Here is a 17,738-nt window from a genome sequence, read left to right as displayed (position 1 = left end):
ATCGACAGGCCGATTTCTAAAGGAATAACGGCAAAAGCACGACCGTCGAAAAAGCATAGTCGCCCGCCATGGAAATACCCGGCGGATTCGCCGATTGGCGCAAAGTCGAATGTGGCAGCGTGTTGCGATGTGGTATTTCAAGGCACGACATTCTGAAAACAGTCATGCGAGGCAGTCATGTTCAACGCCATTGTGATCGACAAAGACGACAGCGGTTATCGCGCCAACCTGCAACAGGTCAACGAAGAGCAATTGCCCGAAGGCGATGTCACCGTGGCCGTCGCGTACAGCACCCTGAACTTCAAGGACGGTCTGGCGATTACCGGCAGCAGCCCGGTGGTGCGCAAATTTCCGATGGTGCCGGGGATCGACCTGGCGGGCACCGTGGAAGCCAGTTCCCACCCCGACTATAAAGTGGGTGATCAGGTGGTGCTGAATGGCTGGGGCGTTGGCGAAAACCACTGGGGAGGTCTGGCGCAGAAGGCGCGGCTCAATGGCGACTGGCTGATTCCGTTGCCCAAAGCCTTTACAGCGGCGCAAGCCATGGCCATCGGCACGGCCGGTTATACGGCGATGCTGTGCATTCTCGCGCTTGAGCGTAATGGCGTGACGCCAGAGCAGGGTGAGGTCCTGGTGACGGGCGCCAATGGTGGTGTCGGCAGTTTTGCCATCGCGCTGCTGAGCAAGCTTGGCTATCGTGTCGTCGCGTCGACTGGCCGGGTTTCCGAGCATGAATATCTGCAGCAGTTGGGCGCCGGTGAAATCATCGACCGCGCCACGTTGTCAGCGCCCGGCAAGCCGCTGGCCAAAGAGCGTTGGGCAGCGGTGATCGATTCGGTGGGCAGTCATACACTGGCCAATGCTTGCGCGAGCACCCGCTCCGAAGGCACCGTCGCCGCCTGTGGTCTGGCCCAAGGTATGGATTTCCCGGCCTCGGTGGCGCCGTTCATTTTGCGCGGTGTGACCCTGGCCGGCATCAACAGCGTGACCCAGCCCAAGGCCCGCCGCCAGGAAGCTTGGGATCGTTTGGCGAGGGATCTGGATTTCTCGTTGCTGGCCTTGATCAGCCATGAAATCGGCCTGAGTGAAGCCATCGATGCGGCGCCGAAATTGCTCGCCGGGCAACTTCGCGGACGGGTTGTGGTGGACGTCAATCGCTGACAGCCGCCGACGGCGCGGGACAGCCTCTCAGGACGTCGTCTCACGCTCCAGCAACTGACGCTTGCGCTCGACACCCCAGCGATAGCCGGAAAGATTGCCATCGCTGCGCACCACGCGGTGGCAAGGGATCGCCACCGCCAGGCGGTTGGCTCCGCAAGCCAGGGCCACTGCACGCATGGACGTCGGTGCGCCGATGCGCTGGGCAATTTCGGCGTAGCTGGCCGTATGGCCCGCCGGGATCTCCCGCAGCGCCTGCCACACGCGTTCCTGAAACGCGGTGCCGCGAACGTCCAGCGGCAGGTCCAGGCCAAGCGCCGGGGCTTCGATAAACCCCACGACCTTGGCGATCAGTTGTTCGAATCCGGCATCGGCGCCGATCAGGTTGGCCTTACGAAACTGATCCTGCAGGTCGCACACCAGTTGATGCGGGTCGTCACCCAACAGAATCGCGCACACCCCACGCTCGCTTTGCGCCACCAGAATCGCGCCGAGCGAGCACTGGCCAACAGCGAAGCGGATATCGTTGTTCTTCCCGGCCGCACGATAGTCGCCGGGTTTCATGCCCAGCAAATGATCTGCTGCCTCATAGAAACGGCTGTTGGAATTGAAACCAGCGTCGTACAGCGCATCCGTCACCGAGCCGCCGTTCGCCAGGCGCTCACGGACTTTGCGCGAGCGATGGGCCGACGCGTAGCCCTTGGGCGTCAACCCCGTCGCGGCTTTGAATACGCGATGGAAATGAAACGGACTCAGGCCGGCGGTTTTTGCCAGTTCATTCAGTGCCGGCAAGGTCTCGGCGGATTCGATAAGACGGCAGGCAATGGCGACGGTCGCGGCATGCTGTGCGGCCACATCACTCTGATCTTTGCTGGCACGCTTGCTTGGGCGATAGCCTGCGGCTTCGGCTTGTTCAGCGGTATCGAAAAACTCCACGTTTTGCGGTTTCGGCAAGCGGGAGAGGCTGCTCGGGCGGCAGTAGATGCCAGTGGTTTTCACCGCGTAGACAAACTGCCCATCCGCCTGTGGATCGCGCGCAAGCACGGTGGCCCAGCGTGGATCATTTTCGGTGTTGAGCGGGGTCGAAAGCGTTTTCATGATGAGTAATCCGTTGACCTGTTTGATTCAGGTTAACCAGCCTCGCCTGGCACAACACTCCGGGCCTTGCGGTCAAACTTTTGGGGCTCAGCGAGCGACCCGAAACGTCAGGTTGATCCGTTGTTCACCCAAGCGTGGATGCTGACCTTGCTTGATCGGCAATACGCCGTGGTAGCGCAATCGGTCAACGCCGCCCCAGACCACTATGTCACCGTGCAGCAGCGGGATTCGCCGGGTCTTGTCGCTGCGGGCAAAACCACCGAACAGAAACATGGCCGGCAATCCGAGTGACAGGGAAACGATCGGCGCGGCGTAGTCCTTTTCGTCTTTATCCTGATGCAATGACATTTTTGCGCCAGGGACATAGCGATTGATCAGGCAGGAATCTGCAATGAAGTCAGAAAAACCAGCTAGCTCGGCTGCCGAATGCGCCAGAGCAGCGAACGATTTCGGCATCTGCGGCCAAGGCAGCCCGTTGAGCGGGTCGACAGCCGAATAACGATAGCCGCTGCGATCAGTGATCCAGCCCCAGTCACCGCAACTGCTGGTGCCGACTGACATACTGAAACCGCCCGGTGTCACCATGTGACGCAAGGGCGCCGCGGCAAGAACGACGTCCAGTGCCGGCAGCAACTGATCGACAGTCGGCAGGGCGAAGCCGCGCAATAACCAGGATTGCTCGCCAATCTGTTCGACTCGGGCTTGTTGTTCGGGTTCGTGGTCAGCGAACAGGTCGAATGTTGTTGAAGACATGGTCATCAGGTTGCGTCGTGAAAGATAATACCTAGGGTATGCCTTTTTCCACTGTGCAGGCGACTGACGCCATGACGCATGGTCACCCGATAGTCGCCGTGCCCGCCTTTGACCGGGCGTTGATTCACGGCAAAAATCAGTGCGTCGCCTTGTTTCAGGTCTTGCACCAATGGGCGCGATTGCATGCGCGGGCGTTGTTCGGTGAGGACGAATTCGCCGCCGGTAAAATCCTTGCCCGGTTCTGACAGAAGAATCGCCACTTGCAGGGGAAATACCAATTCGCCGTACAGGTCCTGGTGCAGACAGTTGTAGTCCTGCGGGCCGTACTGCAATAGAAGCGGAGTAGGGCGCGTCTGGCCGGCGGCATGGCAGTGCTGAAGGAACTCGCTGTGGATCTCGGGAAAGCGCTTTGCCAGGTTCATGCGCTCGAACCAGCGGTTTGCCAGCGGCACCAGATGAGGGTAAAGCGCAGTGCGCAGGCGTTCTACGGTTGAGGGAAGTGGATAGCGGAAATACTTGTACTCGCCACGACCGAAACCGTGACGCGCCATGATGACCTGCGAGCGAAACGGTTCGGCTTGCGTATAGAGCGCACTTAAACGCTCGCAGCTTTCTGACGACAGCAGTGAGCGGATAATCGCGCAACCATCGTGATCCATTTGCTGCTCCAGATTTGCCCAGTCGAGCAGCTCCAGCCGGAAGGGTGACATTGACATGCTGATGCCTTGACTGATGGTCGAGGCAGTCAGTTTAGGCAGGGCCTTGCGGCAGAACACTCCGCCGCTTGCGCTCGAATTCGTGATCGCGCCTTACAGTGCTTTGCTGACGCTGATTTCGCTGATCACGTCGTCGCTCTGACCGTGAATCGCGTCCAGGGCAGCTTTGGCCTCTTCTTCAGTGCCGTTTTCGAGTTGCGCGAACTCAAAGCGGCGTTCACCGTTGAGTTTGTACTTGATGACGTATTTGGTCGTTTGGGCCACGGTCATGCATTCCTTTCTGGTTGAGCGACGTGTCTCAGCTGAGTTTGGTGCTGGAACGACGGATGATCTTGATCGAATGGGTCAGCGTCGGCTTGCGCGTGACGCTGATTGGCCGACGGTTGACGGTGTCGATGGTGATGTTCCAGAAACCCGTGCTCGGCGCGGTGATACGGGCCGGAAACGTGTCGAAGGCGCCGCCGTGATAGGTGTGACGGCCGCCATTCTTGAAGCTGCGGAAGTTGGCGTCGTTCATCAGACGGATGTTGCACATTTGCGAGCATTGGATGACGACGATGTCGTCTTCGTTGAGGTGCTCGCGCTGGTGAATGAATTTCATGGGCGCCTCCAGAAGGGCTTTTTCTACAAAATCAAAACGATAGCTTGTAATTGCGCGCAGTTTATCAGTCTGCACGGGTTATTATCTGGCCGTCGGGCGTTGGTTTGACAATTTTGAACAGATATTCGCGATCGGATGCGAGTTAAATGCAGAAGGACCCGGAGAAAAACGGCATTTGTGCTGTCGGACGGTCTTTAAAGGAGGAATTGTATGAAGTGGGGTGTGGTGTGTCTGCCGTTGGTTCTGGCTGTGGGTGGTTGTGCGAGTGTTTCTGAAATCAATGAAACGCTGCCGACCATGAGCGTGATCTCCGGCAAGAAACCCCATGAATATGCCCAGTGTCTGGCCGAGAAACTGGCTGACAGCCGCGGCGCGCTGCAAATGCAGCCACACAAGGACGGGGTTCAGGTAATCGTTCCGGGGAAACTTTCTACCGGCGCGGCAGCCGTGTTTGATATCGAAGATCGCTCCGGTGGCAGCAGCATCAAGTTGCATGAGCGCATGTCGAATGTGCCGGTTCGCCCGCGTGACGTGCAAAAGGCCGCCAATGCGTGTATTTCCGGCTGATAGACTGACAGTCATCAGCACCGATGCCGTCGCAGTCATGCTGTGACGGCATTTTCATTTCTGGAGTCGCGATGAAGCGAGAGCAAGTACGGGAGCGCCACGTAGAGGGCCTGATCTCTGCCACCCATGTCATCCAGAACCCGGCGAATCCGGGAGAATGGATTGTGTTTTTCAAGAAAAGCGCCGGCCGCAGTTACTTCCTGGTCGACGAAAACGACGAAGTCGAGTCTTTCAATCGACTCGACGATCTGATCGAGGTGGTGCGCGGACTCGGAATCAAGTTCGCCGAAATACATATGTAAGGTCTATTTGCAGACCACGACGACACTGCGGTTCTTGTAGTTGCCGACATCGACACCCAGGGTTTTGTCGCTCTCTTTGGGCTGGGGCGTGCCGTCAGTGCCAACGATGCGATAACCAGTGCCCGCGCAGGACGCATCGGCTTTTTCATAGCAGGTCGCCCAGGAGTTGGCTTCGCCGGAGCAGTCGATCGCAAGCCCCTGTTCACCGTTGTTCAGGTAGGTGGGTTGTGAGGTGGCACAGCCGGCCAGTGCCACTACCGCGATCAGTGGCAGGAATTTTTTCAGGGTCATGTTCATGGTCTTCAGCGAGGGGGACTAGACGCTCTGACAGCGCCGGTGTGAAAAGGTTATAGCGTTTGGCCACTTGTTTGTCAGCGGGCACAAAAAAGCCCTGCACAAGGGCAGGGCTGGGGCATGTCAGGGCTGATCAGTCCTGATCTTTGCCACGGCGCTTGGCCGATGCCGGAGTGTCCGTGAATACGGAAGCAACATCGGTCGCCATTTGCTCGCTGTCGAAAGGCCCGGCGATGTGCTCGCCGTTGGTAGTGGTCAGGGTCCACTTGCCGTCTTTCTTGTCGATCACATACCCATTGATGATTTTTACCGCGGCCATCTATCTGTCTCGTTCGCTGGTTCAAAGGCGCCATGATACCGGCAAATGCTCGCATTGGGGGGCGATGAGCGTATGGTGATTCAGTTTGCCGGCAGCTTTGAGCTACGCTGATCTGGCTGCGCCCGGATGTCGATGGAACTATCGGCGAGAATATTTCTCTATGTTGGCATCGGTTAGCCAGTGCGGGGCATTGTAAGGTGCACGCCGCCTGATTAGACTGCGCCGAAACTCGTACACACAGCCCTTTCAAGGACTTATATGATCAAGAAATGCTTGTTCCCAGCAGCCGGTTACGGTACTCGCTTCCTGCCAGCGACTAAAGCCATGCCTAAAGAAATGCTGCCGGTGGTAAACAAGCCACTGATCCAGTACGGCGTTGAAGAAGCTCTGGATGCTGGCCTGACGGAAATCTCCATCGTGACCGGTCGTGGCAAGCGTGCTCTGGAAGACCACTTCGACATCAGCTACGAGCTGGAAAACCAGATCAAAGGCACCGACAAGGAAAAATACCTGGTCGGTATCCGCAAACTGCTCGACGAGTGCTCGTTCTCCTACACCCGTCAGACCGAAATGAAAGGTCTGGGCCACGCAATCCTGACCGGTCGCCCGCTGATCGGTGACGAACCGTTCGCCGTGGTGCTGGCGGACGACCTGTGCGTCAACCTCGAAGGCGACGGCGTACTGACCCAGATGGTCAAGCTGTACAAGCAGTTCCGCTGCTCGATCATCGCCATCCAGGAAGTCGACCCGCAGGAAACCAGCAAGTACGGCGTGATCGCTGGCGAGATGATCCGCGACGACATCTACCGCGTTCACAGCATGGTCGAGAAGCCAAAGCCGGAAGACGCGCCGTCGAACCTGGCGATCATCGGTCGTTACATCCTGACCCCGGACATCTTCGACCTGATCGAACAAACCGAGCCAGGCAAGGGCGGCGAAATCCAGATCACCGACGCCCTGATGAAGCAAGCCCAGAACGGCTGCGTCATGGCCTACAAGTTCAAAGGCAAGCGTTTCGACTGCGGTGGCGCTGAAGGCTACATCGAAGCGACCAACTTCTGCTTCGAGAACTTCTACAAGACTGGCAAGGCTTATTAAGAGCGCTTGATTGGTCTGCAAGAAAAACCCGCTTCGGCGGGTTTTTTCATTTTGCGTCCCCATATGACTGGCAGTGCTTGCCCAATGGGTGACTGCAGGTATGCTGATCCCCTGCCGAGGAGATAGAAATGGCCTACGATTTTGACCTTTATGTGATTGGTGCCGGTTCCGGCGGTGTGCGTGCTGCGCGTTTTGCGGCCGGTTTCGGTGCGAAAGTGGCGGTGGCGGAAAGCCGTTATCTGGGCGGGACCTGTGTCAACGTTGGCTGTGTGCCGAAAAAGTTGCTGGTGTACGGCGCGCATTTCGCCGAAGACTTCGAGCAGGCGTCCGGTTTTGGCTGGAGCCTGGGCGAAGCGAATTTTGATTGGGCGACGCTGATCGCCAACAAGGATCGCGAGATCAATCGCCTCAACGGCATTTATCGCAATCTGCTGGTCAACAGCGGCGTGACCTTGCATGAAGCGCACGCGAAGATCGTTGGCCCGCATGAAGTCGAAGTGAATGGCGAGCGTTTTACCGCGAAGAACATTCTGATCGCCACCGGTGGCTGGCCGCAGATTCCGGAGATTCCGGGGCGCGAACACGCGATCGGTTCCAATGAGGCATTCTTCCTCAAAGAGCTGCCAAAGCGTGTGCTGGTGGTTGGCGGCGGTTACATCGCGGTCGAGTTCGCCGGAATTTTCCACGGCCTCGGTGCGAACACCACGCTGCTGTATCGCGGCGATCTGTTCCTGCGTGGTTTCGATGGTTCGGTGCGTAAGCACTTGCAGGAAGAGCTGACCAAGCGTGGTCTGGATCTGCAGTTCAACGCCGACATCGCACGTATCGACAAGCAGGCCGATGGCAGCTTGAAAGCAACGCTTAAAGATGGTCGTGAGCTGGAGGCGGATTGCATTTTCTACGCCACGGGTCGGCGTCCGATGCTCGACAATCTGGGCCTGGAAAACACCGATGTGCAGCTCACCGACAAGGGCTTCATCAAAGTCGACGAGCAATATCAGACCAGCGAGCCATCGATTCTGGCGCTGGGCGATGTCATCGGTCGTGTGCAGCTGACGCCCGTGGCGTTGGCGGAGGGCATGGCCGTGGCGCGGCGTCTGTTCAAGCCTGAGCAATACCGTCCGGTGGATTACAAGATGATCCCGACGGCGGTATTCAGCCTGCCGAACATCGGCACGGTCGGTTTGACCGAGGAAGAAGCGCGCGAGGCTGGTCACGAGGTGGTGATCTTCGAAAGCCGTTTCCGGCCGATGAAACTGACCCTGACCGAGTGTCAGGAAAAAACCCTGATGAAGCTGGTGGTCGACGGCAAGACCGATAAAGTCCTCGGCTGCCACATGGTCGGCCCGGACGCTGGCGAGATCGTTCAGGGTTTGGCGATTGCGTTGAAGGCTGGCGCGACCAAGCGTGACTTCGACGACACGATCGGGGTGCACCCGACGGCCGCCGAAGAATTCGTCACCATGCGTACGCCGGTCGGCGCTTAAGCGTCTTTCGGTTTGGCCGAGTCTGGCGCTGCCGCAACGGTAGCCGCCAGACGTTGGCTTTCTTCCAGGCTTGCTTGAGCCTTGTTCAATTCTTTTTCCAGTGACTGGTTGAGCAGTGTCTGCTCCTCGACGCTCTGTTTGAGTGTCTGGCTTTCCAGTGTGGCCACACGCAAGCGTTCTTGGAGGAGGGTGCGTTCGCTGTCGACGCGGGTCGCTTGCTCCAGCAGTTGATCCTGACGCTGATTGCTCTGCTTTAGTTGATCTTGCATCAGGCTCAATTCGCGTTGGGTGCCACGGTTCTCGGTAAGCAGACGCTCGTTGTCGCGGTGCAGTTGCGTAATCTCGTCCTGACGAACCAGTGCGCTTTGCTGTGCCTGACGCAGCTCGGCCTGAATCTGCTGCACTTGGCTTTCGTGGCGGCTCTGTTCCTGCTCGCGCTGCTCTTTAGTGGCATTGCGGTAATGCTCCAGCGCATCGCGAGCGTGCAGATGTTTCTCTTCCAGCGAGCGGATTTGCTCGTCCTTGTCCTGTAGGCGCAATTCAAAATCGGCCAGTGCCTGATTCAGTCCGGCATTACGAGTCTGTTCGGTTTGCAGCATCGAACGGGTGTTGCCAAGCGCTTCGGACTCACGCGCCAGCGCAGCCCCTTGAATATCGTGATCGTGTTCGAGTTTTTCCAATGCCTCGCGAGTCTGTTTCAGCTCCGATTCCAGTGCTTCGCGCTGTTCCTCGAACTGCTCGCGGGCTTGCTCGATAGGCTCTTGCGCCTGTTCTTTGAGGCGTTGGGCGAGGCGTGAGACGAGGGCGGTCAGCTCATCGTCGATCGGCTCTGCCGAGGCTTCAACCGGCTGCGCGCCGTCATCCAGCTCTTTCAGATAGCGATGGATCGTGGTTTTCGAGCCGGTGTTGCCCATTTCAATGCGTACTGCATCGATGCTCGGGTGTTCGCCGCGGGCGAGGATTGCTGCGCGCGCGATCTGCACCAGGGCTTTGGTAATGCCGCCACGGGCCATGTGAACTCCTACGGTTACGTACTGTGGTACATGCCACTAAAGTACGCAGTGTACCATTCAGAAAATAAAGGTAAACCTTTGATAATAAAGACGCGGGATATACTGGTATTACCCAGTGTCAGGCGGCAAAATGCGCATCTGCATCCCCGTATCAGTACGCCAGCGAGAAAACAGCCCATGAGCGATCTGGATCGCTATCTGCAAGCCGCCACCCGTGACAACACCCGCCGCAGCTATCGCGCGGCCATCGAGCATTTCGAGGTGAAGTGGGGCGGGTTCTTGCCGGCAACCGCCGACAGCGTTGCGCGGTATTTGGTGGCGCACGCTGAGGAGTTGTCGATCAACACGCTGAAGCTGCGTTTGTCGGCGCTGGCGCAGTGGCACAACAGCCAAGGGTTTGCCGATCCGACCAAGGCGCCGGTGGTGCGCAAGGTCTTCAAAGGCATTCGCGCGTTGCATCCAGCGCAGGAGAAACAGGCCGAGCCGTTGCAGTTGCAGGATCTGCAGCGCGTCATCGATTGGCTTGAGCATGAAGTACAAATCGCCAGAGAGCAGCAGGATCGCCCGTTACTCCTCAAGGCTTACCGTGATCGCGCACTGATACTCCTGGGATTCTGGCGTGGCTTTCGCAGTGATGAGTTGTGTCGCTTGCAGATCGAACACGTGCAGGCGCACGCAGGCAAAGGCATCACCTTGTATCTGCCACGCAGCAAGGGCGATCGGGAAAACCTCGGGCAGACCTATCAAGCCCCGGCGCTGCTCAAGCTGTGCCCGGTGCAAGCCTATATCGACTGGATCACCGAAGCGGCGCTGGTACGCGGCCCGGTTTTTCGCAGTATTGATCGCTGGGGCAATCTGAACGAGGAGGGGCTGCACGCTAACAGCATCATCCCGCTGCTGCGCCAGGCGTTGCAGCGCGCCGGCATTGCTGCCGAAAACTACACCAGCCATTCATTGCGTCGAGGCTTCGCAACCTGGGCCCATCAAAGCGGCTGGGATCTGAAATCCCTGATGAGTTACGTCGGCTGGAAGGATATGAAGTCCGCCATGCGCTATGTTGAAGCCAGCCCATTCCAAGGGATGGCTCGGATTACGGATAACCCGGCTTCGTCGTAGATATCGTTTTCTTCTATTAATACAGTCGGCTAATAGCGAAAACAAATCAGCAGCATCAGGTTTGCCAATGAGCCATCCGTCGAGTGAGTGGGTAGGATTCACCCATCGAATTCACAACCACTGACGGAGAGTCATCAATGCCTATCATCAACAGCCAAGTAAAACCGTTCAAAGCTACCGCGTTCAAAAACGGCGACTTCGTTCAAGTCTCGGACGCTGACCTGAAAGGCAAGTGGTCGGTCGTATTCTTCTACCCAGCCGACTTCACCTTCGTTTGCCCAACCGAGCTGGAAGACCTGGCTGACAACTACGCTGCCTTCCAGAAACTCGGCGTAGAGATCTACAGCGTTTCCACCGACACCCACTTTGCCCACGCTGCCTGGCACAACACCTCGCCAGCCATCGGCAAAATCGAATACACCATGATCGGCGACCCGACCCACGCCATCTCCCGCAACTTCGACGTGCTGATCGAAGAAGTTGGCCTGGCTGACCGTGGCACCTTCGTGATCAACCCTGAAGGCCAGATCAAAATCGTTGAACTGAACGATGGCGGCGTTGGCCGTGACGCTTCCGAGCTGCTGCGCAAGATCAAGGCTGCTCAGTACGTTGCTGCTCACCCAGGCGAAGTTTGCCCAGCCAAGTGGAAAGAAGGCGAGGCCACTCTGGCACCGTCCCTGGATCTGGTTGGCAAGATCTAAGTCTGTGACACGCAACTCAGGGCGGTACGCCGCACCTTCTTAAGTACGCTGCACCGCCCAATAAAAATGCCCGGGCGAGATTCGCTCGGGCTTTTTTTCGCCTCAAATAAAGGAAATCGCCCGTATGTTGGACGCCAATCTTAAAGCCCAGTTGAAATCGTACCTGGAACGGGTCACCCAGCCGATCGAGATCGTTGCCTCCCTCGACGACGGTGCGAAATCCCGTGAAATGCTGGAACTGCTGAAAGATGTTGCCAGTCTTTCGAGCCAAATTACCTTGATCGACAGCGGTGACGATGCACGCAAGCCATCGTTCTCGATCAACCGCCCGGGCGCTGACATCAGTCTGCGTTTCGCCGGCATCCCGATGGGCCACGAATTTACTTCGCTGGTATTGGCCTTGCTGCAAGTCGGCGGCCACCCATCGAAAGCCAGCGTTGAAGTGATCGAGCAGATCCGCTCGCTCAAAGGCCAGTTCAGCTTCGAGACGTACTTCTCGCTGTCCTGCCAGAACTGCCCGGACGTAGTCCAGGCGCTGAACCTGATGGCTGTGCTCAACCCGAATATCCACCACGTCGCTATTGACGGCGCGCTGTTCCAGGACGAAGTCAACGATCGCAAGATCATGGCCGTGCCGAGCATCTACCTCAACGGTGAAAACTTCGGTCAGGGCCGCATGGGTCTGGAAGAGATTCTCGCCAAACTTGACACCGGCGCGATCGAGCGTCAGGCCGAGAAGATCAGCGCAAAAGAAGCATTCGACGTGTTGGTTGTGGGTGGTGGCCCGGCCGGTGCTTCGGCCGCAATTTACGCTGCACGTAAAGGCATCCGCACCGGTGTCGCGGCTGAACGTTTCGGCGGTCAGGTGCTCGACACCATGGCCATCGAGAACTTCATTTCCGTACAGGAAACCGAAGGGCCGAAACTGGCCACGGCGCTGGAAGAACACGTCAAGCAGTACGACGTCGACATCATGAACCTGCAACGTGCCGACAAATTGATCCCGGGCAAGAATGGCGAGCTGCATGAAGTCCGTTTCGCCAGCGGCGCGACCCTGAAAGCCAAAAGCGTGATTCTGGCGACCGGTGCGCGCTGGCGCGAGATGAACGTGCCGGGTGAGCAGCAATACCGCAACAAAGGCGTGGCGTACTGCCCGCACTGCGACGGTCCGTTGTTCAAAGGCAAGCGTGTTGCGGTGATTGGCGGCGGTAACTCCGGCGTGGAAGCGGCCATCGACCTAGCGGGTATCGTGTCGCACGTGACGCTGCTGGAGTTCGACGTACAACTGCGTGCCGACGCCGTATTGCAACGCAAGCTGCACAGCCTGCCGAACGTCACCGTGATCACCAGTGCGCAAACCACTGAAGTCACCGGCAATGGCGAGAAGGTCAACGGCCTGCGTTACAAGGACCGCAACACTGATGAACTGCGCACTGTCGAGCTGGAAGGGATCTTCGTGCAGATCGGTTTGCTGCCGAACACCGACTGGCTGAAGGGCACCATCGAGCTGTCGCCGCGTGGCGAAATCATTGTCGATAACCGTGGTGAAACGTCGATCCCGGGCATCTTCGCTGCCGGCGACGTGACGACCGTGCCGTACAAGCAGATCGTGATCGCGGTGGGTGAGGGCGCCAAGGCTTCACTGAGTGCTTTTGATCACCTGATCCGCACCTCGGCCCCGGCATAACTGTCAGGCCAGAAATGAAAAAACCCGTGAGCGATCACGGGTTTTTTATTGCGCGTTAAAAGCGGCCCTTCACCCCAGCCCTTTCCCTCCAGGAGAGGGAGCCGACCGAGGTGTCTGGCGTTTTCCATCGACCTGAAAGCGCAGTCGATTATGGATTCAGCGCTAATCTTTCAAGTCGGTGAGCTTCTGCAATATCAACCAATCAGTCCCCTCTCCCTATGGGAGAGGGCTAAGGTGAGGGGCTTTTCAGCTTTTACAGTGGCGCAGGCTGAATGATCTCGACCCAGTAACCATCCGGATCCTTGATGAACGCCAGGCTTTTCATGCGGCCATCGGTCAGGCGCTTCTGGAAGTCGCAGCCCAGCTCTTCAAAGCGTGCGCACGCCGCGACAATATCCGGCACCGAAATGCAAATATGGCCAAAGCCACGCGGATCGGTATTGCCGTTGTGATAAGCGAAATCCGCGTCGTTCTCGGTGCCATGGTTATGGGTCAGTTCGAGGATGCCCGGAATCGACTTCATCCACTCGGTGCGAGCGGCTGCGTCGGCCGGGATCTGTGCCTTGTCGACCAGCGCGAGGAAATACAGGCTGAACTCGGCTTCCGGGAAGTCACGCTTCTCGACCAGCGAGAAACCCAGTACGCGGGTGTAGAAGTCCAAGGATTTGCTGATGTCTTTGACACGCAACATGGTGTGGTTGAAAACGAAGTTTCGGGTTGCGCTGTCTGGCGTAGCGGTAACGCCGGGGAAAGTGTTGAGTTCGTGCAGGCTCATGGGCCCTCCAATAACTATGGGCGAGTGAATGGACGCAATGATACGCATGCCTGTCGGCATCGCCAAATGAAAGGGCAGGCTTGCCCTGCGTGCAGGCGAGCCTCAGACTTTACCGCTCAATCTGCGAGTGCGCCCGGCAATGATCCGACTGTTCAAATCCCTGTTTGTTTTTTCTGTGTTGTCGCTTGTGGCTGTCTGCGCATCGGCAGACGAACCGAGCATCACCTGGCCGGCCGGCTGGCAAGTGGAGGCACTGCCTGAGACAAGTGCACGAGTTTCCCGTCAGCGTGCGGTGAAGAACGACGCCAATGGCAATCAGGTGATGGTGATGGAATTGACCATGACTCAGGTTGAGAAAGACCATCAGGTCAATTTGCAGGGTGTGCTGCTGGAAATGCGCAAGTCGATACAAAAGGATTTCTTCCAGACCGGCTACCAGAGTGTCTGCAACAAAGTGCATCCGGCCACGCTGGGCACTTTATCGGCGCTGGAAACCACTTGCACGATCACTGAAAACGGTCGGCATGTGTTGTCGCAAACCTTGGTGGCGGCGGTCGAGGCGAACAGGGCTTATGTTCTTTCCTACGCCGGCCAGGCCGAGGTTTATAAGGCAAGCGCAGACGAGATAGTGGCGGTGAGAAACAGCTTGAAACTTTAAGTCGCTGTACTCTTCATGGCTTGATTAGATACCTGAAGGGATTAAGCACAAAGTTTAACGCAGGGCTACGAGCGCAACATTGCGCAGCAAAATGTTTAGCTGTCTGACTCAGCCACGTTACAGAAAAGTCGAAATTGTTAGATGAAATTCATTTCATTTGTTAGATATTGTCAATAAAAAAGCCCTGCATCAGCAGGGCTTCGTTGTTGGCGTGGGATTAACCGCGCAACCAGGAATCAACAGTGCCTGCACCGTATTGTTCCTTCCAGGCTTTCAGGCCACGGTGGTTGCCGCCTTTGGTTTCGATCAGTTCACCGGTGTGCGGGTTCTGATAAACCTTGACCACGCGAGCGCGGCGGGTTTTAGGTGCAGCAGTTGCCTGCAGCCCCGATTTTGCCGGGTTCGGATCGAGAATGGCGATGATATCTTTCAGGCCTTTGCCGTAGTGTTTCATCAGCCCCTGGAGCTTTTCTTCGAATTCGATTTCTTTCTTGAGCCCGGCATCGTTCTTCAGCGATTCCAGCTGCTTGAGCTGTTCCTGAAGGGCCTTTTCAGCTGCACGAAATTCAGCGAGTCTGGACAATATCTTTACTCCAATAGTGTGTTTGGCTGATACCAACCGCAAACAAAGCTATAAGCCAAGAGCCTTGAAGCGACTCGGTGATAAATGGCTCACCTGCCAATCTTGCTCAGGTTGAAAAAATTGTAGTAGTTAATGCGCCAAGAGTAAATCCTGATGTTGTCTTCATGTAACAACAGCGGTCTTTTGTATCAATTTGGTGCGCCTGGTCGGTACGCTCGTCTTAACCCGGCTTAGTTAATGTTGAGTTAATGCGCTGATGAAGTCCGCCGCCGGCATCGGTTTGCCGAACAGGTAGCCTTGCAGAAAGTTGACGTGATGTGCGGTCAGATAATCGGCCTGCGCCTGAGTTTCGACACCTTCGGCAACAATACCCAAATCAAGCTTGGCCGACAGTTCGATAATGGTGTCGAGAATGTGTCGGGACAGCGCATCGATGCCGATCATGGCGACGAAACTCTGATCGATCTTGAGGAAGTCCACATTGAATTTGCGCAAGTAGCCGAGGCTCGAGTGGCCGGTGCCGAAGTCGTCAATAGCAATCTTCACGCCCAGCGCGTGCAGTTGCTCGAACAGTTGCCGGGTGATATCGGTCGGTTCGATCAATTCGCGCTCGGTCAACTCGAGCACCAGGCTGATACTGTCCGGGGTGAACGCGGCGAGAAACGTTCGGCAGTCCTCTACCAGTTCAAGATCTTTGCAATGGCTGGCGGTGATATTGATGCCGATATGAAATGGCGCGGTGAACGTCGCTGACAGCGGCCCCAGCAGCGCGGCGGTCTGTTGCATCAGTGCGCGAGTCATCGGCACGATCAACCCCGAATGCTCGGCGAACGGAATAAACAGATCCGGGCGCACCAAGCCTTCTTTGGGATGAGTCCAGCGCATCAACACTTCAGCCCCCGACCATTTCTTGCTGTCACCGTGCACCACGGGCTGGAAGTAAGGAATGAACTCGCCGGCTTCGAGTGCCCGGAGCATCTCGTGGCTCGGCGACGTAGAGCGCTTTTGCAAGACATGGCCGATGGCCCCCGAGACCACGCCAAAAAAGATCAACAGACTGAACAGCGGCGGATACTCATCGGCCATGTAACGCCAGGTTTCGCCCTCGGGAAAACCGGCGGAGACACTGAACGCGTAACGCGAAGAATCCAGTGTGTGTTGTGCTATCGGCAACGCGGGAAGGGCGCCAGTGTGTACTTTGCCGTCGGCTGACAGCCAGTTGTCACCCACTTGTAGCACCAGCAACATGTGCCGGCCGATCAGACGCAACATGTTGCTCAGATGGTAACCGTCGAGTGTCGTCAGTGCGCCGCCGCGACCTTCGCTGAGCCGATAGACCAGCAGAGCGGTGTTGGGTGTGACCGGGTTGCCATTCATCAGCCACAACTTGCCCTGGTTGTAGTCTCCCGCGTTGACGGCTTCCTTGAAGTCGCCAAACAACGAGCTGCAATAGAGGTTGTCGTCCCACACCAGATTGGTCGAGCGCACGAACGGGCGGCGGGTCACTTGCTCGCGCAGGGCGAGTTTGACGTTCTCGCAGGTCTGGCCGGCCAGTGGCAGCAATTCATGGGCGGCCTGTGCGGTGTTGTCGAGCATCAATTCGAATTGGCGCAACGCCTCTTCGGCAGTCTGTTGTGAGCCTTGCTCCAGCGTACGTTCGGCTTGCATATAAAGAATTGCACTGCCCAGCAGCACCGGAAGCAAACCGCTGAGCAGTGTGAAAACGATGCGGGTGCTGCGTTTGCGGCGGTGTCTGACGGTCAACGGCATGGGCGCATCCTGTCGCGGTGGAGTGGGGCTCTTGAATGCAGGCCGGGTAACGGCGCGCCGCTGAAAAATACATCAGCCGGAGGGGAGGATAGATGGCAGAAGGCGCTTGCGCCGCTCATCAAGGATTCATCCGCGTTGCCACTTCGATAAAGGCCAGGGTGGCCGGGGAGGCCTGGCGCTGATCGAGGACGGCGAGTCCGACCTGGCGCTGCACGGCGGGCAACAACGGCTTTTTCACGTAGCGAGGCGTTGCTTCCTCCGGCAATGAGCCTTCGGCAACAATCGTGATGGCGTCACCACGGCTGACGGTGTCGAGGGTGCTAAGCAGTTGCGAGCAGCGATAGCGGATATTCGGTTGCAAACGCGCGGCCATGAACAGCCGCGATACCAGTTCTGAAGAACCCGCCTCGGTGAGCACGAACGGGGCGTCGCACAAGTCCTTGAGCGTCAATGCCGATCGCGCTGCCAGCGGATGACCTACAGGGAGCAGGGCGACCATCTGGTCTTCGATCAGCGCAAACGTATCGAGGCGGTCTTGGGGCAGCACCACAAAACCGATGTCGATCCGCCGCTCTTCCAGCCATTGAGTCACTTGACGGTCCGGGCCTTCATCGATATGCACCTCGATGCCCGGATGCGCCTCGCGATAACGCCGCAAAATAGTGGGCAGCAGCTTGATCGACGAGGTTGGCCCAAACGAGCCGATGCGCAAGGTGCCGCTTTTCATGCCGCGCGCATCGGCGGCTTCCTGGCGCAAGGTGTTGGCCAGACCGAGCATGGCGCGGGCGCGCAGCAACAGTTGCTCGCCGATATCGCTGAGTTCCACTGACGACTGGTGCCGACGCAGCAGCTCGACCCCCAGTTCCTGCTCCAGCGCCTTCATCGCATGGGACACCGCCGACTGCGAAATCCCCAGCCGATGTGCGGCGAGGGTGAAACCGCGCAGTTCGGCGACCAGCGAGAAGATTTCCAGTTGTGTGAGGGTCATGAGTGTTTGCTCATTTTACGATGACAAAGAATGAGGTGAATGATACGGCATTCC

Annotated in this window: 21 protein-coding genes; 9 read left to right on the top strand and 12 right to left on the bottom strand. The window is 57.5% G+C overall.

The features are described from left to right. Positions 1-177: 177 nt before the first annotated feature. Positions 178-1,161 carry an MDR family oxidoreductase gene (locus HUW52_RS18020; RefSeq protein WP_175554453.1) on the top strand — a complete coding sequence of 328 codons (984 nt, stop codon included), beginning with the start codon at positions 178-180 and terminating at the stop codon, positions 1,159-1,161. Positions 1,162-1,188: 27 nt separating this feature from the next. Here HUW52_RS18020 and ada read toward each other — a convergent pair whose 3' ends face one another. From ada to HUW52_RS17995, 5 genes are all read right to left on the bottom strand, one after another. Next, a complete protein-coding gene (gene ada, locus HUW52_RS18015) occupies positions 1,189-2,256 on the bottom strand; it encodes a bifunctional DNA-binding transcriptional regulator/O6-methylguanine-DNA methyltransferase Ada (RefSeq protein WP_175554452.1) in 1,068 nt (355 codons plus the stop codon). A gap of 87 nt (positions 2,257-2,343) precedes the next feature. Next, positions 2,344-3,009, bottom strand: coding sequence for a DNA oxidative demethylase AlkB (gene alkB / locus HUW52_RS18010; protein ID WP_175554451.1), 666 nt, complete (start codon positions 3,007-3,009; stop codon positions 2,344-2,346). Positions 3,010-3,014: 5 nt separating this feature from the next. Then, positions 3,015-3,725, bottom strand: coding sequence for a 2OG-Fe(II) oxygenase (locus HUW52_RS18005; RefSeq protein WP_175555701.1), 711 nt, complete (start codon positions 3,723-3,725; stop codon positions 3,015-3,017). Between the two features lie 93 nt (positions 3,726-3,818). Further along, on the bottom strand, positions 3,819-3,995 hold the full coding sequence (locus HUW52_RS18000) for a hypothetical protein (RefSeq protein WP_016984991.1): 177 nt from the start codon (positions 3,993-3,995) through the stop codon (positions 3,819-3,821). Positions 3,996-4,023: 28 nt separating this feature from the next. Next, entirely contained in the window at positions 4,024-4,326 is a 303-nt protein-coding gene (locus HUW52_RS17995; protein WP_016984992.1) for a DUF1883 domain-containing protein, read from the bottom strand. 210 nt (positions 4,327-4,536) lie between these two features. Between HUW52_RS17995 and HUW52_RS17990 the strand changes: the two genes are divergently transcribed. Next, positions 4,537-4,893: a hypothetical protein gene (locus HUW52_RS17990; RefSeq protein WP_016984993.1), complete on the top strand. Its 357-nt coding sequence runs from the start codon at positions 4,537-4,539 to the stop codon at positions 4,891-4,893. Between the two features lie 71 nt (positions 4,894-4,964). After that, complete coding sequence (locus HUW52_RS17985; RefSeq protein ID WP_007912247.1) at positions 4,965-5,195, top strand: hypothetical protein; 231 nt, start codon at positions 4,965-4,967, stop codon at positions 5,193-5,195. A gap of 3 nt (positions 5,196-5,198) precedes the next feature. Here the strand turns inward: HUW52_RS17985 and HUW52_RS17980 are convergent, their stop codons facing one another. Together HUW52_RS17980 and HUW52_RS17975 are read right to left on the bottom strand one after the other, a co-directional pair. Further along, positions 5,199-5,480 (bottom strand): hypothetical protein, encoded by a 282-nt coding sequence (locus HUW52_RS17980; RefSeq protein ID WP_026000600.1) that lies wholly within the window; start codon positions 5,478-5,480, stop codon positions 5,199-5,201. A gap of 142 nt (positions 5,481-5,622) precedes the next feature. Next, entirely contained in the window at positions 5,623-5,808 is a 186-nt protein-coding gene (locus tag HUW52_RS17975; protein WP_007912238.1) for a hypothetical protein, read from the bottom strand. 258 nt (positions 5,809-6,066) lie between these two features. On the opposite strand from HUW52_RS17975, the gene galU reads away from it, so the two are divergent. Both galU and gorA read left to right on the top strand, forming a co-directional pair. Continuing rightward, positions 6,067-6,906: a UTP--glucose-1-phosphate uridylyltransferase GalU gene (gene galU / locus HUW52_RS17970; RefSeq protein WP_007912230.1), complete on the top strand. Its 840-nt coding sequence runs from the start codon at positions 6,067-6,069 to the stop codon at positions 6,904-6,906. 128 nt (positions 6,907-7,034) lie between these two features. Continuing rightward, positions 7,035-8,393: a glutathione-disulfide reductase gene (gene gorA, locus HUW52_RS17965; protein ID WP_175554450.1), complete on the top strand. Its 1,359-nt coding sequence runs from the start codon at positions 7,035-7,037 to the stop codon at positions 8,391-8,393. Here the strand turns inward: gorA and HUW52_RS17960 are convergent. Beyond that, positions 8,390-9,406 (bottom strand): DNA-binding protein, encoded by a 1,017-nt coding sequence (locus tag HUW52_RS17960; RefSeq protein ID WP_175554449.1) that lies wholly within the window; start codon positions 9,404-9,406, stop codon positions 8,390-8,392. The genes gorA and HUW52_RS17960 overlap by 4 nt on opposite strands. 177 nt (positions 9,407-9,583) lie before the next feature. Here HUW52_RS17960 and HUW52_RS17955 point away from each other — a divergent pair, with 177 nt between their 5' ends. The 3 genes from HUW52_RS17955 (at position 9,584) to ahpF (ending at position 12,910) form a co-directional block, all read left to right on the top strand. After that, complete coding sequence (locus HUW52_RS17955) at positions 9,584-10,522, top strand: site-specific integrase (RefSeq protein ID WP_175554448.1); 939 nt, start codon at positions 9,584-9,586, stop codon at positions 10,520-10,522. 137 nt (positions 10,523-10,659) lie between these two features. Further along, the gene (gene ahpC / locus HUW52_RS17950) at positions 10,660-11,223 is read left to right on the top strand and encodes an alkyl hydroperoxide reductase subunit C (protein ID WP_007912224.1); all 564 of its coding nucleotides are present in this window, start codon (positions 10,660-10,662) and stop codon (positions 11,221-11,223) included. 124 nt (positions 11,224-11,347) lie between these two features. Then, complete coding sequence (ahpF, locus tag HUW52_RS17945; protein WP_175554447.1) at positions 11,348-12,910, top strand: alkyl hydroperoxide reductase subunit F; 1,563 nt, start codon at positions 11,348-11,350, stop codon at positions 12,908-12,910. Between the two features lie 253 nt (positions 12,911-13,163). Here the strand turns inward: ahpF and gloA are convergent, their stop codons facing one another. Further along, on the bottom strand, positions 13,164-13,685 hold the full coding sequence (gloA, locus tag HUW52_RS17940; RefSeq protein WP_038368197.1) for a lactoylglutathione lyase: 522 nt from the start codon (positions 13,683-13,685) through the stop codon (positions 13,164-13,166). A gap of 139 nt (positions 13,686-13,824) precedes the next feature. Between gloA and HUW52_RS17935 the strand changes: the two genes are divergently transcribed. After that, positions 13,825-14,343: a DUF4946 domain-containing protein gene (locus HUW52_RS17935; protein ID WP_175555700.1), complete on the top strand. Its 519-nt coding sequence runs from the start codon at positions 13,825-13,827 to the stop codon at positions 14,341-14,343. A gap of 217 nt (positions 14,344-14,560) precedes the next feature. Here the strand turns inward: HUW52_RS17935 and HUW52_RS17930 are convergent, their stop codons facing one another. From HUW52_RS17930 to HUW52_RS17920, 3 genes are all read right to left on the bottom strand, one after another. Then, positions 14,561-14,926 carry a histone-like nucleoid-structuring protein, MvaT/MvaU family gene (locus HUW52_RS17930; RefSeq protein WP_016984433.1) on the bottom strand — a complete coding sequence of 122 codons (366 nt, stop codon included), beginning with the start codon at positions 14,924-14,926 and terminating at the stop codon, positions 14,561-14,563. A 234-nt stretch (positions 14,927-15,160) separates the two neighbouring features. Next, entirely contained in the window at positions 15,161-16,696 is a 1,536-nt protein-coding gene (locus tag HUW52_RS17925; RefSeq protein WP_175554446.1) for a cyclic diguanylate phosphodiesterase, read from the bottom strand. Positions 16,697-16,814: 118 nt separating this feature from the next. Further along, the gene (locus tag HUW52_RS17920) at positions 16,815-17,684 is read right to left on the bottom strand and encodes a LysR family transcriptional regulator (RefSeq protein ID WP_175554445.1); all 870 of its coding nucleotides are present in this window, start codon (positions 17,682-17,684) and stop codon (positions 16,815-16,817) included. Positions 17,685-17,738: the final 54 nt, after the last annotated feature.

This window comes from Pseudomonas sp. 43A (assembly GCF_013363935.1).
In the GTDB taxonomy this organism is placed as follows: Bacteria; Pseudomonadota; Gammaproteobacteria; order Pseudomonadales; family Pseudomonadaceae; genus Aquipseudomonas; species Aquipseudomonas crudilactis.
Note: the sequence above shows the minus strand (reverse complement) of the source record. Positions and strands in the feature narration are given on the sequence as shown.